At 45.4% G+C, this 15112-nt stretch carries 16 protein-coding genes; 10 read left to right on the plus strand and 6 right to left on the minus strand.

The features are described 5' to 3' along the window. Positions 1-4: 4 nt before the first annotated feature. Entirely contained in the window at positions 5-778 is a 774-nt protein-coding gene (locus HW988_RS00095; protein WP_181605697.1) for an electron transfer flavoprotein subunit beta/FixA family protein, read from the minus strand. Between the two features lie 182 nt (positions 779-960). Between HW988_RS00095 and HW988_RS00100 the strand changes: the two genes are divergently transcribed. The 6 genes from HW988_RS00100 (at position 961) to HW988_RS00125 (ending at position 7280) form a co-directional block, all read left to right on the plus strand. Then, positions 961-1617 (plus strand): succinate dehydrogenase cytochrome b subunit, encoded by a 657-nt coding sequence (locus HW988_RS00100; RefSeq protein ID WP_181605698.1) that lies wholly within the window; start codon positions 961-963, stop codon positions 1615-1617. A 12-nt stretch (positions 1618-1629) separates the two neighbouring features. Next, entirely contained in the window at positions 1630-3546 is a 1917-nt protein-coding gene (locus HW988_RS00105) for a fumarate reductase/succinate dehydrogenase flavoprotein subunit (protein ID WP_181605699.1), read from the plus strand. Positions 3547-3556: 10 nt separating this feature from the next. Further along, positions 3557-4345: a succinate dehydrogenase/fumarate reductase iron-sulfur subunit gene (locus tag HW988_RS00110; protein WP_181605700.1), complete on the plus strand. Its 789-nt coding sequence runs from the start codon at positions 3557-3559 to the stop codon at positions 4343-4345. 215 nt (positions 4346-4560) lie between these two features. Beyond that, a complete protein-coding gene (locus tag HW988_RS00115; RefSeq protein ID WP_181605701.1) occupies positions 4561-4806 on the plus strand; it encodes a hypothetical protein in 246 nt (81 codons plus the stop codon). A 176-nt stretch (positions 4807-4982) separates the two neighbouring features. Then, positions 4983-6584, plus strand: coding sequence for a S8 family serine peptidase (locus HW988_RS00120; protein WP_181605702.1), 1602 nt, complete (start codon positions 4983-4985; stop codon positions 6582-6584). A gap of 135 nt (positions 6585-6719) precedes the next feature. Next, positions 6720-7280: a hypothetical protein gene (locus HW988_RS00125; protein ID WP_181605703.1), complete on the plus strand. Its 561-nt coding sequence runs from the start codon at positions 6720-6722 to the stop codon at positions 7278-7280. Here HW988_RS00125 and HW988_RS00130 read toward each other — a convergent pair. After that, entirely contained in the window at positions 7277-8158 is an 882-nt protein-coding gene (locus HW988_RS00130; protein WP_181605704.1) for an alpha/beta fold hydrolase, read from the minus strand. The genes HW988_RS00125 and HW988_RS00130 overlap by 4 nt on opposite strands. Positions 8159-8171: 13 nt before the next feature. Continuing rightward, on the minus strand, positions 8172-8861 hold the full coding sequence (locus HW988_RS00135; protein ID WP_181605705.1) for an FHA domain-containing protein: 690 nt from the start codon (positions 8859-8861) through the stop codon (positions 8172-8174). Between the two features lie 146 nt (positions 8862-9007). Between HW988_RS00135 and rpsF the strand changes: the two genes are divergently transcribed. The 4 genes from rpsF to HW988_RS00155 all read left to right on the plus strand — a co-directional run bounded on the left by rpsF (position 9008) and on the right by HW988_RS00155 (position 12127). After that, positions 9008-9454, plus strand: a complete 447-nt coding sequence (gene rpsF / locus HW988_RS00140; RefSeq protein WP_181605706.1) for a 30S ribosomal protein S6 — start codon at positions 9008-9010, stop codon at positions 9452-9454. Between the two features lie 15 nt (positions 9455-9469). After that, the gene (locus HW988_RS00145) at positions 9470-10357 is read left to right on the plus strand and encodes a DUF2232 domain-containing protein (protein ID WP_181605707.1); all 888 of its coding nucleotides are present in this window, start codon (positions 9470-9472) and stop codon (positions 10355-10357) included. Between the two features lie 40 nt (positions 10358-10397). After that, positions 10398-10844 carry a 50S ribosomal protein L9 gene (gene rplI / locus HW988_RS00150; RefSeq protein WP_142698455.1) on the plus strand — a complete coding sequence of 149 codons (447 nt, stop codon included), beginning with the start codon at positions 10398-10400 and terminating at the stop codon, positions 10842-10844. Between the two features lie 197 nt (positions 10845-11041). Then, entirely contained in the window at positions 11042-12127 is a 1086-nt protein-coding gene (locus HW988_RS00155; RefSeq protein ID WP_181605708.1) for a trypsin-like serine protease, read from the plus strand. A gap of 93 nt (positions 12128-12220) precedes the next feature. On the opposite strand, the gene HW988_RS00160 is transcribed toward HW988_RS00155, so the two are convergent. The 3 genes from HW988_RS00160 to dnaB form a co-directional block, all read right to left on the minus strand. Then, a complete protein-coding gene (locus HW988_RS00160; RefSeq protein ID WP_181605709.1) occupies positions 12221-12424 on the minus strand; it encodes a hypothetical protein in 204 nt (67 codons plus the stop codon). 124 nt (positions 12425-12548) lie between these two features. Further along, on the minus strand, positions 12549-13475 hold the full coding sequence (locus tag HW988_RS00165; protein WP_181605710.1) for an SDR family oxidoreductase: 927 nt from the start codon (positions 13473-13475) through the stop codon (positions 12549-12551). 17 nt (positions 13476-13492) lie between these two features. Next, positions 13493-14908, minus strand: coding sequence for a replicative DNA helicase (gene dnaB, locus HW988_RS00170; protein ID WP_181605711.1), 1416 nt, complete (start codon positions 14906-14908; stop codon positions 13493-13495). Positions 14909-15112 lie beyond the last annotated feature (204 nt).

Here is a 15112-nt window from a genome sequence, read left to right on the forward strand (position 1 = left end):
GCTCCTACAGAACCTTCGCTTCATCGCGAAGAAGTTTAACAAGCTCAGCTGCTTGTGCAGAAGAGTCACCAGATAGCATTTTAACCGCCGGTTTATCAGCTGGAAGTGTCATGCCAGAGTATTTTACTTTGATGTCAGTTGCAGGAATGTTCAAAGAAGAGAACTCGATTTCTTTGATCACTTTCTTTTTAGCTTTCATGATACCAGGAAGAGAGGCGTAACGTGGCATGTTCAAGCCTTTGTTCGCGCCAACCACTGCTGGTGTCATCATTTGCACAACTTCCTTCGCACCACCCTCGACATCACGCTCAACTGTTACATTTTCGCCGTTGAAAGCGAATTTAGAAACTACAGTCGTGTGAGGTACGTTCAAGAATTCAGCCATCATTTGGCTTACAGAAGAAGCGTTGTCATCAATCGCAAGTTTGCCGGTGAAAATGATTTTCATTCCGCCCTCGGCTTTGATCACTTCTGCAAGTGCTTTCGCAGTAGAGAAGTTATCTAGACCTTCACCGTTGATTACAATGGCTTCGTCAGCACCCATAGCAAGTGCTGTACGCAAAGATTCTACGACACGCGCTTTAGGACCTGCGCTTAAAACCCAAACCTGAGCGCCTGGATTTGCGTCGCGAAGCTTGTTCGCTTCCTCGACAGCGTATTCGTCGTAAGGGTTCATAACCCATTTAATCCCCGCCGTATCGATACCGGTTTGGTCGGGAGAGATTTTGATTTTAGTTTCAGTGTCTGGCACCTGTTTGATGCACACGAAAATCTTCATATTTTTACCCCGTTTTTAGAGGACCAGTTCTATCGCAGATGATTTCAGAGGCAAAACTAAATCCTCAAAGTCTAACATGTTGCGAAACATGACAGGGGTCATGGACAAATCAAACCCCCGAGGAGTAAGTTAATTAAAAACTTAATGAGAATATAAAGCTATCACACAAGGGGTTTCACACCATGTTTGGATTTCTCGGAACGACTGTCGGGAAAAAGTACTTAATGGGAATCACTGGTCTTATTTGGGCGGGTTTCGTGCTTGCTCACATGGCCGGAAACATGCTCATTTTCGTAAGCCACGACGCTTACAATGCTTATGGCCACGCGCTTACAAGCGGTAAAATCATCTACGTTGCGGAACTTGTTCTGGTGCTGGCGTTGATAACCCACGTCTTTATGGCGATTTCTTTGACGAAAAACAATCGCGAAGCAAAAGGCCAAAAATACGCCGTGGCGGCCAAGGGCGCAAAAAGAGTTTCCCTGGCTTCACGAACAATGGCGATTCAGGGCTCGCTGATTCTGGTTTTCGTTATTCTTCATTTGATCACTTTCAAATACGGTCAACATTACGAGACCAACGTAAACGGCGTTCCAATGCGTGATCTGGCAAAATTGATGGAAGAAGTTTTCCAACAACCAGGCTATGTAGTTTGGTACGTGGTTGCCTTGATTCTTTTGGGCTTCCATTTAAAGCACGGTGTGGGTTCCACTTTCCAATCTTTGGGTTTGATGGAAGGCACTTATCGTAATGTTTGGGCTAAGCTAAGTGTTGGTTACGGAATTATCGTAGCCCTTGGTTTTATCTCTCAACCTCTTTACCTTTTCCTCACTCTCTAAGGAGCACACGTCATGGCTAACATTTTAGACAGTAAAATTCCAAGCGGTGCGATTGAAGACAAATGGGAAAAAGCCAAGTTTGAAAATAAACTTGTAAACCCTGCGAACAAAAGAAAACACTCCGTAATCGTTGTGGGTACTGGTCTTGCTGGTGCTTCTGCGGCGGCCTCACTGGGTGAGCTTGGTTACAAAGTAAAAGCATTCTGCGTACATGAATCCCCTCGTCGCGCCCATTCCGTGGCTGCTCAGGGTGGTATCAATGCCGCTAAAAATTATCAAAACGATGGTGACTCAACTTACCGTCTTTTCTATGACACCGTTAAGGGCGGAGACTTCCGTGCCCGTGAAGCAAACGTTTACCGTTTGGCGGAAGTGTCAGCGAACATCATTGACCAAATGGTTTCTCAAGGTGTTCCGTTCGCACGTGAATACGGCGGCACATTAGCGAACCGTTCATTCGGTGGTGCGCAAGTTTCCCGTACATTCTATGCTCGCGGTCAAACGGGTCAGCAGCTTTTGTTGGGTGCTTACTCGCAAATGATGAGACAAGTTGACGCAGGAACTGTGGAACTTCGCTACCGTCGCGAAATGCTGGATCTAGTTGTGATCGACGGAAAAGCACGCGGTATCATCGTTCGTAACTTGTTAACCGGTGAAATTGAAGCCCACGAAGCCGATGCAGTTATCATCGCGTCTGGCGGTTACTCTAACGTGTTCTTCCTTTCTACAAATGCGATGAACTGTGCGGTTACGGCTGCATGGAAAGCACACAAACGTGGCGCTTATTTCGCAAATCCTTGTTACACGCAAATCCATCCAACATGCATCCCAGTTCATGGTGAAAATCAGTCTAAACTTACCTTGATGTCTGAATCACTTCGCAATGACGGTCGCGTATGGGTTCCAAAAGCAGTGGGTGATAAACGTCATCCAAACGACATCCCAGAAAACGAACGCGATTACTACTTGGAGCGCGTTTATCCTTCATTTGGTAACCTGGCTCCTCGTGACGTGGCTTCTCGTCAGGCGAAATACGCTTGTGATGAGGGTCGCGGCGTGAATGAATCTGGTAAAGCTGTTTACTTGGATTTCGCAGATTCCATCAAACGCCTTGGCGAAGATAAAATTTCTGAGCGCTACGGTAACTTGTTTGAAATGTACGAAAAAATCACGGGTGATAATCCTTATAAACGTCCAATGATGATCTACCCCGCTCCCCACTACACAATGGGTGGCTTGTGGGTTGACTACAACCTTCAGTCAACAATTCCAGGTTGTTTTGTCGCTGGTGAAGCCAATTTCTCTGATCACGGAGCAAACCGTTTGGGCGCATCTGCATTGATGCAAGGTTTGGCTGATGGTTATTTCGTAGTTCCTTACTCTATCGGTAACTACTTGGGTGGCACAAAACTTAATAAAGTAACGACGAACGACGATGCTTTCAAAGCAGCAGTTGACGGCGTTAAAAAAGAAATCAGCACGCTAGTAAACATCAAAGGCAACCGAACTGTTGATAGCTTCCATAAAGAGCTTGGCAACATCATGTGGGAAAACTGTGGTATGGGTCGCAATGCTGCTGGCCTTAAGAAAGCTTTGGAAGAAATTCCAAAAGTTCGTGAGGAGTTCTGGCAAAACGTTCGTATCCCAGGTGATCCAAATTATCTTAACGTTGAGCTTGAAAAAGCAGGACGTGTTGCAGACTTCCTGGAGCTTGGCGAGTTGATGTGTCGTGATGCTCTTGAGCGCGAGGAATCATGCGGCGGTCACTTCCGTGAAGAACATCAGGATAATGGTGAGGCTAAGCGTGACGACACCAACTTCTGTCACGTTGCCGCGTGGGAATACACAGGCAACATGAAAACGTCTGTTCGCCACAAAGAAGAACTTACTTTCGAAAACGTTCACCTAGCAACTCGTAGCTATAAATAAGAGGCTTAAAATGAGTGGAAAACATATCAATCTGACTTTGAAAGTTTGGAGACAAAAAGGAGCTAAAGATCAAGGCTCTTTCGTCGAGTACCAAGCAAAGAATGTTTCTGAGCACGCTTCATTTCTAGAGATGCTAGATGCTGTGAACGAAGAGATCGTGGCAAAAGGCGAAGAGCCAATTGCATTTGACCATGACTGCCGCGAAGGTATCTGCGGGACATGCGGTTTCGTTATCGATGGCGAAGCACACGGTAAGTTGAAGGCAACGACAGTTTGCCAACTTCATATGCGTAACTACAACGACGGCGAAACATTGACTATCGAACCGTTCAGAGCGAACTCCTTCCCGGTTATCAAAGACTTGATGGTCGATCGTTCTGCATTTGACCGTATCATTTCTTCTGGTGGTTACATTTCTCAAAATACGGGAAATCCACAAGATGCGAATGCTATCTTGATTCCTAAAGCAGATGCTGACGAAGCTATGAGCTCAGCAACTTGCATCGGTTGTGGTGCGTGTGTGGCAGCTTGTAAGAATGCTTCTGCAGCCCTATTTACTTCTGCAAAAATCTCTCACATGGCTTTGCTTCCGCAAGGTGCCGTTGAAAAAAATGAACGTGCATTGCGCATGGTTGCTGCGATGGATTCTGAAGGTTTCGGTGCTTGTACGACCACAGGTGCGTGTGAAGCCGCTTGTCCTAAAGAAATTCAGCTGACAAATATCTCTCGTATGAACCGTCAGTTCTTGGGAGCTGTTTTAACTCAAAGACCTAAGCACAAAGACGGCGGAGCTGGCTAACGCCCCTTTTCGTCAGAGTAACGCATAGTTCTTAAAAATATACGTGATATTAAGGGGTTCAGGTAACTGAGCCCCTTTTTTTGTACTATTTTTTAACCTTTAAATTCTGCATCATCGGTCCGTCTTAATGAGAGACGCATCCTCGACCTTCATCTGTGAATTTCCCCTAAAGCTCGAACATCAAACTTCCGAAAACTAGACCAAGGATTGGGCTTATGAAGAAGATTGATCAACTTATGGCAGAACTTGGCTTTAATAAAAATGCGCCTGATAGCGTGAAAGAAGCCTTTATCAAACATCTTATTAAAGTATCTGAAGGTGTAAACGTTGTTACTCCCTCTGAGAAAAGAGAGATGGCCCAGAATCCTCAAAAGATTGTGCAGTTCAAACTGCCCGAGCAAATGAGCTTCGGATTCGCCGACGAGAAGTCCATTCGTCCGACAAGACCAAAGACTGGATAGTTCACCTCATTTACTTTAACTTCAGCAAACTTGTATATGGACAATGGTCTAGGTTTCGCTGTTGACTCCAAAAACAAATAAAATCCTGACTTTCGCATTGGTACCATTTTGGAACTGGAGGACCACCCGGCAATTTTTGCCGAGACTTTCCTCCTGTACCCATCAAGGAGGGATTTATGAGAGGGCTTATTGGAAGAGCCGTGCTCGGTTTGTTCGTTTCTGCTAGCGCTTTCGCTGCTAAACCTGAAGCTGTGCCTGGTGAATATATCGTTCAATTGAAAAATCAATACGCGATTCAGTCGACACAAGTTTTGAGTCAGCAACTGGGTGCTTTCGTTAAAGAAACAATCCCTAGCATGAACATCGTGGTTATCAAAAGACCTGTGTTCGAACTTACTGACAGCGTAATCAAAACGCTTTCTCAAAACCCACTAGTAGATATCGTTGAACCAAACTATATCTATCGCATCAACAAAACTCCAAATGATCCAATGTTCACGCGCCTATGGGGCATGAACAACACGAAAACTGCGGGCATCGACATTGGCGCTCTTCAGGCGTGGGATATCACAACAGGTTCTCAAGATGTTTTGGTTGCGGTAATCGATACTGGTATCGACTACAACCATCCAGATCTTAAAGACAACTTGTGGACGAACGCTGCTGAACTTAACGGTCAAGCAGGTGTAGACGATGATGGCAACGGCGTTGTCGACGATATCTACGGTGCAAACTTTGTTAAGGCTGACAAACCAACGGGCAACCCACTTGATGACCACGGTCACGGCTCTCACTGCTCTGGTACTATCGGCGCTAAAGGTGACGACGGTAAAGGTATCGTTGGCGTTAACTGGAATGTTCGCTTAATGGGTGTAAAATTCTTGTCTGCTGACGGTTCTGGTTCTCTTGAGGGCGCTCTTAAAGGTATCGACTATGCAGTAAGCATGGGTGCGAAAATCCTTTCAAATTCTTGGGGTGGCGGTGGTTACTCTGAAACTTTGAAGCAAGCTATCCAAAGAGCAAATGACAAAGGTGTTCTGTTCGTAGCAGCAGCGGGTAACGAATCTAATGATAACGATGCAAATCCGACTTACCCAGCAACGTACGATATTCCAAACGTACTAGCGGTAGCAGCGATTGATGATGGCGGTCGTTTGGCTTCATTCTCGAACTACGGAAAAACAAAAGTTCACGTGGGTGCTCCAGGCGTAAACATCTATTCTTCAATTAAGAATGGTGGTTACGACTCTTGGTCTGGTACTTCTATGGCAACTCCGCACGTTTCTGGTATCGCCGCTCTTCTTGCAGCTAACGAACCAAACTTGACGGGCTTGCAACTTAAAGAACGTATCATGGCGACTGCGAAACCAATTCCTGGTCTTCGCGGTAAAGTTCGCACAATGGGTATCGCAAACGCATACTCTGCGTTGACGAATACGATTGCTCCACCAGATGCAAATGATCCGGTTAACTGGCAAACAGTTTCTGCAAGCGTTTCCTCAGCTCACCCTTACGCAAGCAAAACAAATGCAACTTTCGAGGTAAGAGCAGCGGGCGCGAAACAAATCGCGATCTATTTCGAAAAATTCGATACAGAACGTGATTACGATAAAGTTGAGATTTACGATTCAGCTGGCAAACTGGTTCAAACGTTGTCTGGCAAAGCTGACGATACATTTTCTAGCGTCATCGAAGGTGACTCTGCAAAAGTAGTGTTCACTTCTGACGACTCTGTAAACCGTTACGGTTTCGACATCACAAAAATTGCTTTCCGCTAGTCCGGGAACATTTCAAATTCAAATAAAGCCATCACGTCCTGCGTGGTGGCTTTTTGTTTTTAGTCATATGTACAATCTCAACGCTGCCTTTTCGAGTGCTGCCGCCGATAATAGGGCTTATTGACGGAGGTTTGCATGCAACCCGAAATAGATCGCAATAGGAGTAATGCCAGAAACAATGCTGGCAAGAAACCAGGTATTCGTGGTCGCCTCAGAGACGAATACGATATTCAAAGTGAAACCATTAAAAAAGGACAACTTGAAGGTGTGCTTGAGCGCAAAACGTTTGCACAAGAAACCAGTGTCTTCATCGGAACCGCGTTGGTGGTTTTTGCCCTTGTGGGTTTTGTTGTGGATAACCTGTTGGGCGCGCACCTATCACCGGCTCACAATCTAATTCACTTAGTGGGTGGTGCCTTATTAGTATGGTTTGGTTTTAGCGGCGAGCAAAAAGCCAAAAAGTGTTCTTTAATTTTTGGTGCTTTCTATGCGGTCCTGGGCGTGCTGGGGTTTATGGTCGGAACACCAGGGATGCCGAGCGTGGGAAATCTTGTTCGTGACGATTCTTTGTGGTTGGTTTCTCCCGAACATCTGGAGCTGGGATCCACAGATCACGTGATCCATTTGCTTTTGGCGACAGTACTTCTTGGTGGAGCGTTGATGAAATTTCGCCGACTTCGTCGCGAGGAGCTTTAATCCTCGCGCACGCCCTGTTGCAGAAATTTTTCAATTTTCAAATTCGTATAGTCTGGGAAATCAAGCTGAGTACAGTGTGAACCATATGGCACCAAAACGAATTCAGAGTGTTTGATTTTTTCTTTTAAATGATACTGAAAGCGGATCGGAGTGACGGCGTCTTTCTCTCCAGAAATCACCAGCACCGGCACTTCAATTGTTTCCAGAATGCCTTCGCCATCAAATTTCATCAGCTCTTCAAAAAAAGAAATGAAAACTTTTAAGTTCATGCGGGCGACTCCCCGGCAATAAACTTCAATGTCTTTAAAATGAGTAACTCGCAGATTGAAACCACCAGCGAGAGCCGCAGCATACATCGCCAAGGGATTATCCACGGCAACTTTCCACAGAGTATTCCACAGATCCGGTTGATTTTCGTACTGTGCTTTTACGAAATAAAAAAATGGTTCAATTACATCTAGACCAAACATTCCTTTGATCGGATTTCTGGCGAAACCATTAATAAACGTCATGGAACGAATCACTTCCGGATTTGAAGAATATAAATTCAATAAAACCGGAGCACCAAAACTGTGTCCTGCAAAGTGCGCACTTTTGATATTTAAATGTTCAAGCAAGCCCAGAATATCTTTATTAAGAGAATCCAAAGTCAGCTGGCTCATGTCGACGATCGGTGTGCTTTTGTGGTGGCCACGCAAATCAAAAGCAATCACTTGATAGTTCTTAGAGAAATACTCGATTTGATAGTGCCAGTGATTGATCAGGCAAGCGATACCATAGATCAATATCAATGGCTCACCTTGCCCATGAGTTTCATAATAGATGGAAGTGCCATCATAGCTTTCAAATGTTCCGATGCTTTTAGGCGTTGTTTCCATAAGACCTTCTTAACTAGAGATAAGAGACTTTAATCAATGTGTTGCCAACAGAGATCATGTCTCCATCCGAGAGCATTTCGGCAGACACCTTCTTATTATTAAGAGTCACCCGTCCCGTTGCCAAAACTTTTAACTCCACCTGGCCTGGTCCCGCAATAAGTTGGAAGGCATCGCGAGGCGCGTCCACATCCAATAATTCAACATCCAAAGAGTCTGCCCCCGCGGTTCTGGGCCCGTACCCTAAAATAATTTCCTCATCGGCTTGGATCCCGCGAAGGAAAGTTAACTTCAGCGCAGGTGAAAATCTGTGCAAGCTTTGTGGCGGTTCTGAATTCTGAATTTGCAGCTGAGGAATCGTCGCGCTCACAATATTGCGCCAAGTCAGAAGGCGCTCAAAGCTGCTTGCTTGTTCTTCTTCAACCGTCACAACTTTAAACTGGGTGCGCCCAATCTCAAAGATAACCCCTGGAATTAACGCGACTTTTTTCACACGGCGACCGGATATGTACAGCCCGTTCGAGGAATCTAAATCAAGCAGAACCAGCTGTCCTTTACCATCCAAAGCGATCTGAGCATGCTTGCTGGAGACCTTGGGGTCCTTCACAATGATGTCGGCATTGGCTCTACCCATAGTCATTCCGTCCGTCAGTTGATGCCGGGAGCCTTCGTTTACGCCGTTAAGAACCTCAATAAATGTGACCATTTAGGTATGATAGGGCTGGATTCGGGCGAATCAAAGGACTATTCCTTGTGCTCAAACTTAAGGCGTGCTAAACCCGTTAAACATTTTAAAAAGTCATCCTTGTTCCCACCCCTGTATGGTGGGGGCTTTAACCGAAAGGATTATACATGGAAACTAAAAACACTATGCCTTACGAGGTTGTTGTTCTTATGCATCCAGATGCAACTTCTGAAGATCAAAAAGATCTTTTCAAGAAGAACAAAGCAACTATCGAAACTTTCAAGGGTTCTATCAACTCTCTTGAAACTTGGGGCAAACGTAACTTGGCGACTCCAATCGGCAAGTTGAAAAAAGCGATCTACTTCCACTCTACATTCGAAGCTGACACTCAAGCTATCGCTGAGTTGGAACGTACTATGCGTATCAACGACAAAGTACTTCGCTTTATGCATACTCGCCTAGACGAGCGTGTATCTTTGGCTAAATTCATGGAAGGCTTCAAAAAAGGTCTTTCTGAATCTGCTGCTCGTGAAAAAGAGCGCGAAGCTAAAATGCAAGCACGTAAAGCTGCGTTTGCTGCTGCTAAAGCAGACCGCGCTGAGCGTGGCGAGTAATTAAGGGCGTAAGCCATGAAGAAGTACGCGTCCCCACAGAAACTCATTACGATTTCATCTCTCTCGATCTTGTTGTCGATGATGACTGTGGTTCTTCACGCGCCTCTTCTTCGTGTGCTCCGTCAGGCTTTCGGTCCTTGGGCCTTTTGGATCCTTGGACTGTTAGTAACAGGGGCTGCGTGGCTCCTCAACGCTCAACCTTTAGCGATGTTTATTGGCTCCGTTTGGATGACTTTAGGAGTATACAATGAACTTGAGCAAAGAGGTCTTGGGTGGTGGCTATCCGGTATTCTGAGTGTGTTGCTCGGGACAGGTGCTGCAAGCATCTCTCTTTATGGCTCATTCACAGTAAATGGGATTAACACGTACGCTGAAGTTCAAAAACTGGTCGAACAATTTATTGAGCAGATTCAACAAGTGAATCCCGCTGTTAAGTTAGACGCTTCAGAATTGATGCAGCAATTCCCATCAGCCATTGCTATTACTCTGATTGTAGCACTAGGTGTGGGATTAATTTTTGAGAGAAGGGTTTTTTCGTGGCTCAATTTGCCCCGCGAGAAAATTGCCTCTCAGCTCAAGTTGTCGGAATATCGTTTGCCTGACTTTTTTATTTGGGTAGCGATGACAGCCTTCCTTCTGACAATGGTGAGTTTTGGCGGTAAGGCCATTGCGATCCTCGCAGTAAATATTGTGAACGTAGCACTCGTTCTCTATTTCTTTCAGGGGTTAGCAGTGTTGGAGGTATTCCTAAATTCGATTAAGGCAGGAACTGTCACTCGAGTTTTGGTGTACATAATCTTGGTCGGCCAGTTGGTACTTATTTTGAGTATTGTTGGTTTGATCGATTACTGGCTGGATTTTAGAAGTCGCATTCGTAAGATGACGGCTCCAAAAGCTAGCTAAACTAGATGCACTTCGGCTCTGCCGAAGTAATGGAGATCACATGAAAGTTATTCTTCAAAAAGACGTAAAAGATGTAGGCCGTGTTGGTGAGTTGGTGAACGTTTCTGAAGGTTTCGCAAGAAACTTCTTGTTCCCACGCAAATTGGCTGCTGAAGCTACAGAAAAACGCGTAAAAGAGTACGAACACTTGAAACGCGTTGCTGAGACTAAAAAGAAAAAAGCATTGGCTGAACGCCAAGAGCTTTTGAACAAAATCAACGGCACAACTGTATCCTTCAAATTGCAAGCTGGTGCAGACTCTGACAAGCTTTTCGGTACTGTAACAACTACAGATATCTCTAAAGAGCTTCAAAAAATGGGTCACTCTATCGACCGTCGCGATATCCACTTGGAAGAGCCAATCAAAGTATTGGGTCAGCACAAAGCGGTTATCCGTTACGCTGAAGGTTTGGAAGCTAAGATCCAAATCGCAGTTGAGCGCGCATAATTTACATTAGGTACGCATAACTATGAAAAGGTCTCGGGAAACCGGGACCTTTTTTATTTGGAAAACGTGCTCTCGCAGTTTTGCAGCCGTAAATTTTTGTCAACTTTACCATAAGGTAATCTTATGGGGCGTATCGAATTTTTTATATTGCCCTGGTTCCAAAATGGGTGTTTAAAGAGCGCCATTGGAGGGGTTCCATGAACACAATCAAATCTCTTAAGTTGGCTTTATCTTTGGGTGCATTAGCGACGATCGCTGCTTGTACTCCAAACAAATCTGCATCTCTTAAGTCAGGCAACAACTCCGGTATTATCGGTGGTGAAGCTGTAGCTCAAAACGATATCATCAGAAAATCTACTGTATCTATCGTTGTGAACGTACTGACTCAAGACAATCAACAAGGTCAGTTCCTGTGCACAGGTTCAATCATCGCTGACAACATGATCCTTACAGCTGCTCACTGTATCCCTGGTACCGAGTACAAAAAAGCTGCGATGTTCGTAGTGTTCGCTACTGATCTTAACAAAATGACTAAAGACCAAATCAAACCAGTTACCGGTGTGGTTGTTCACAACCAATACGGTGAAGGCGATGCGCGTCTTCGTGCCACGATTGAAAAGCTTAAAAAAGCCGGTAATCCAAATGGTGATGGCGTAGAGCTTTCTGATCGCGATCAGGGTGCTGATAACTACGATCTAGCAGTTATCAAAATCCAAGGTAAAATTCCTGCTGACTACCAAATTGCAAACATCCTTAAAGATGAAACGATCTTGAAAAACGGCGCGAACGTAACTCTTGCTGGTTACGGTTTGACGAACGTTAAAAAAGAACAAGTTGATCTTAAAAAGTACCCAGATCTAGATGCAGCGATCGCTAGCGGCCAAATCGCTTGTACTTATGACAAGAAAACTTGCTACATCCTGACTCAAGAAAACGAAAACATCTTGAAGAAAACTGATGTAGGCGTGATCCAACCATACGGTGATACTGAGGTTGCTTTGGATCAATCTCAAGGTAAAGGTGCTTGCCACGGTGACTCTGGTGGTCCAGCGTTCATCAACGTTGGTGGGGTTGAATACCTTTGGGGTGTTACAAGCCGCGGTACTGGTAAAGAAGGTATCGACGATTGTTCAAACTACGCGATCTACACAAAAATCAACGCTGAATGGAACTTCGTTTCTGCAGCGATGAAACAATTGAACACTTCTGCTAAAGAAGACGTTCAAACTCAAGAAGCTCCAGCGGATACTCAAGAAGAAGCGGCTCTTGACTACGAAATCTAATTTTTAAATTTAAAGATTAATGCGAAAGGCCTCGGGAAACCGGGGCCTTTTTTATTTTGTATGTTATGGCTAAACCGATCGGAGGCCTTTAGCCTATGCGGATTTGATTTCTTCTTCGTTCGCAAGTTCCAGGAACACCTGATTTAAATAATCGGCCATAATTTCTCTTAATTGGTCGATGGTCATCTCTTCTGCATTCGTTCCATGCGCAGCCATCAGTTTGTGTAGCTCATTTGCTACCGAGTTTTGGGGAAGTCCTGTGGCTTCAACCACGACTTGCGCTAAACCCTTTTCCATCGTTGCCTCCGTGCTCTCAAGTAAGCGCGATCCATGCGCCTATGTCTTATCGACCCTTTCACTCAATCAAGGGGTTAAAATATCCTCAATCTAAAAACGAATATGTGGGCTTTGGTCCAGTAGGTTAGCGGCGATTCGTGTGCCTTTTTCCCCAGTGTTTGGCATTTGGTAAGAACCAATACAGCACTGGCAGCAGGATTCTGCGCGGAAGAAGCCTGCGAATATAATAAAACATCGTCGCGTCTAAGGTCGCCGGAATCCATAGTGACGGATTTTCAGTTTTAATCGTTTTGATAATCAATTTTGCAATTTTGTGCGCCGAGGAGCGCGACATGCGCATCATCTTAGCCACAAACGGGGTCATGTTCTGATAGAAATCACAGTAAGGTCCGTCCCAGTTATGCGCAGGATCTGATAACTCTGAATGATAAACATTTTGAAACGAGTTACTGTTCACGAATCCCGGCTGAATCAATGAAACCTGCACACCAAAGGGACGCATCTCATACCACAAAGACTCACTGGCTCCCTCAAGCGCATACTTGGAGGCCGAGTATGAAGACATCGTTGGCATCGCAAGCATTCCCGCCACGGAAGACACGTTGATGATTTTACCCCTGCCCGTCTCGCGCATATACGGCAGCACCCTGCGAATTAAACCCATCGGTCCCAGATAGTTTGTTTCCATTTGCAGAAGTTCATCTTTGGCAGTCATGTGTTCAATGACCGAACGATAAGAGATCCCGGCATTATTCACCAAGATATCCACACCACCCCAAGTTTTATTCACATGATTGATGAGTTCTTTGCGTTCTTCCTCTTTAGTGACATCCAGTGGATAAATCATAAAGCGATCATTTTCTAAAAATTGATCATGAAGTTTTTGAATACTTTTTTCTCTGGCGGTTGCGACGACACGATATTCAGGATGTTCATTGTAAAGCAAATGAGCAAGCTCGAGCCCAATACCATTTGAACAACCTGTAACCAAAACAACAGGTTTATAACTCTGAGGAATATCTCTGCGGTGATAACGTGAAAAAGGCCACATACGTGGCCCTTATTATCCTAGGCTGGAGCTCCAGGAGCAAAGTTTTTCGGTCTGCCACCTGGCATCGGAGGTGGTGCTTGAGGTGGAGGAAGAGAATTAACCCCGGGTCCTTCATTCTCAGCATCTTTAAAGCGGGAGTGTTTCGCGTCGAAACGAAGTTTAACGGTACCTGTGGCACCATTACGTTGCTTACCAACGATAACTTCCGCATGGCCTGCTTTATCTGGATCTTCCTTATCGTAGTAGTCATCACGATAAAGCATCATGATAACGTCGGCATCTTGCTCGATTGATCCGGACTCACGAAGGTCAGAAAGCATCGGGCGGCGGTCCGCACGACCCTCTACCCCACGATTCAGCTGGGCTAGTGCGATGATAGGAACTTGAAGTTCCTTGGCAATGGCCTTCAAGCTTTTGGAAATTTCCGCAACCTCTTGCTCACGCGAAGAGAATTTTTGCTTCATGCTCATCAGCTGCAAGTAGTCGATCATGATGCAATCAAGTCCGTGTTCTGCTTTTAAACGACGAGCACGGGAGCGGATCTCGAACGGTGACATACCTGGAGTATCATCGATAAAGATTCCGGCCTCAGAAAGGGCGCTGGCTGCATTAATTAGCTTCGGCCAAGCAGAGTCCTGGATCTTACCATTACGGATTTCGTTCATGTTCACGCGCGCCTCAGAGGACAACATACGCATCATCATGGCTTCCTTACCCATCTCGAGAGAGAAGTAAGCAATAACCTTTTTAGCGCGAAGGGCGATGTGTTGGGCAACGTTCAGAGAGAACGCCGTTTTACCCATGGAAGGACGAGCGGCGATAATCGTCATCTCACCTGGGTGAAGTCCCGATGTCATCTTATCAAGCTCAGTAAAGCCCGAAGGAAGCCCGGTAACGTCGGCTTTACGTTTGTAAAGCTCTTCGATCTTTTGGATGGAAGCCTTAACGATTTCCATGGAGCCCACAAGACCGGTTGCCTGTTTTGTTTCGGATAACTTAAAGATTTCGCTCTCGGCCTGATCCATAAAGGATTCAACGTCGACGAAATCCTGATCGTACGCGCGCTCGATCAATTTGCTGTTTGTCGTGATCATTTTGCGCAACATGCTTTTCTCGCGAACGATTTTCGCGTGAGAGCCAATGTTGGCAGAGGAAATTGTTTTATCCAAAAGACCGATCAAATATTCAGGTCCACCGACCATATCCATGGAACCTTCGGCCTGAAGCACGTTGGTAACAGTGATAATGTCGATTGGCTGATTCTTGCTGTGCAGATCTTTGATCGCAGCGTAAATTTTTTGATGTGAAGGCTTATAAAAGTCCTCAGCAAAGAGAACGTCACCAACTTGATCGAGAGCTTCTCGATCAAGCATCAGGCCGCCCAGAATTGACTGTTCGGCATCTAGATTTTGCGGTGGAATGCGAGTACTCACGACACAACCCCTCGTGTTGAGAACACCGGTTTGATTTGAAAAACCGCCATCTCCGTCGTTGCTTCGTTGTCGGCCTACCTTCAGTAGGGCCTCCGCCTTGCGCCTCGGGTCTGTGACTTTTTGAAATCAAACCTATTTTAACAAACCCCAAGAATAAAATTTTTTGGGGGAGAATAAAATTGCGAGACTAAGCGTGATGGTGGT

The organism is Bdellovibrio sp. KM01, from assembly GCF_013752535.1.
Taxonomy (GTDB): domain Bacteria; phylum Bdellovibrionota; class Bdellovibrionia; order Bdellovibrionales; family Bdellovibrionaceae; genus Bdellovibrio.

What these genes read in the sequence shown, in the direction of transcription:
- HW988_RS00165 (WP_181605710.1), bottom strand. Translation starts at nt 13,475, where the DNA reads ATGTGGCCTTTTTCACGTTATCACCGCAGAGATATTCCTCAGAGTTAT.
- rpsF (WP_181605706.1), top strand. Translation starts at nt 9,008, where the DNA reads ATGGAAACTAAAAACACTATGCCTTACGAGGTTGTTGTTCTTATGCAT.
- HW988_RS00120 (WP_181605702.1), top strand. Translation starts at nt 4,983, where the DNA reads ATGAGAGGGCTTATTGGAAGAGCCGTGCTCGGTTTGTTCGTTTCTGCT.
- HW988_RS00155 (WP_181605708.1), top strand. Translation starts at nt 11,042, where the DNA reads ATGAACACAATCAAATCTCTTAAGTTGGCTTTATCTTTGGGTGCATTA.
- HW988_RS00110 (WP_181605700.1), top strand. Translation starts at nt 3,557, where the DNA reads ATGAGTGGAAAACATATCAATCTGACTTTGAAAGTTTGGAGACAAAAA.
- HW988_RS00130 (WP_181605704.1), bottom strand. Translation starts at nt 8,158, where the DNA reads ATGGAAACAACGCCTAAAAGCATCGGAACATTTGAAAGCTATGATGGC.
- HW988_RS00095 (WP_181605697.1), bottom strand. Translation starts at nt 778, where the DNA reads ATGAAGATTTTCGTGTGCATCAAACAGGTGCCAGACACTGAAACTAAA.
- HW988_RS00125 (WP_181605703.1), top strand. Translation starts at nt 6,720, where the DNA reads ATGCAACCCGAAATAGATCGCAATAGGAGTAATGCCAGAAACAATGCT.
- HW988_RS00145 (WP_181605707.1), top strand. Translation starts at nt 9,470, where the DNA reads ATGAAGAAGTACGCGTCCCCACAGAAACTCATTACGATTTCATCTCTC.
- HW988_RS00100 (WP_181605698.1), top strand. Translation starts at nt 961, where the DNA reads ATGTTTGGATTTCTCGGAACGACTGTCGGGAAAAAGTACTTAATGGGA.
- HW988_RS00115 (WP_181605701.1), top strand. Translation starts at nt 4,561, where the DNA reads ATGAAGAAGATTGATCAACTTATGGCAGAACTTGGCTTTAATAAAAAT.
- HW988_RS00135 (WP_181605705.1), bottom strand. Translation starts at nt 8,861, where the DNA reads ATGGTCACATTTATTGAGGTTCTTAACGGCGTAAACGAAGGCTCCCGG.
- rplI (WP_142698455.1), top strand. Translation starts at nt 10,398, where the DNA reads ATGAAAGTTATTCTTCAAAAAGACGTAAAAGATGTAGGCCGTGTTGGT.
- HW988_RS00105 (WP_181605699.1), top strand. Translation starts at nt 1,630, where the DNA reads ATGGCTAACATTTTAGACAGTAAAATTCCAAGCGGTGCGATTGAAGAC.
- HW988_RS00160 (WP_181605709.1), bottom strand. Translation starts at nt 12,424, where the DNA reads ATGGAAAAGGGTTTAGCGCAAGTCGTGGTTGAAGCCACAGGACTTCCC.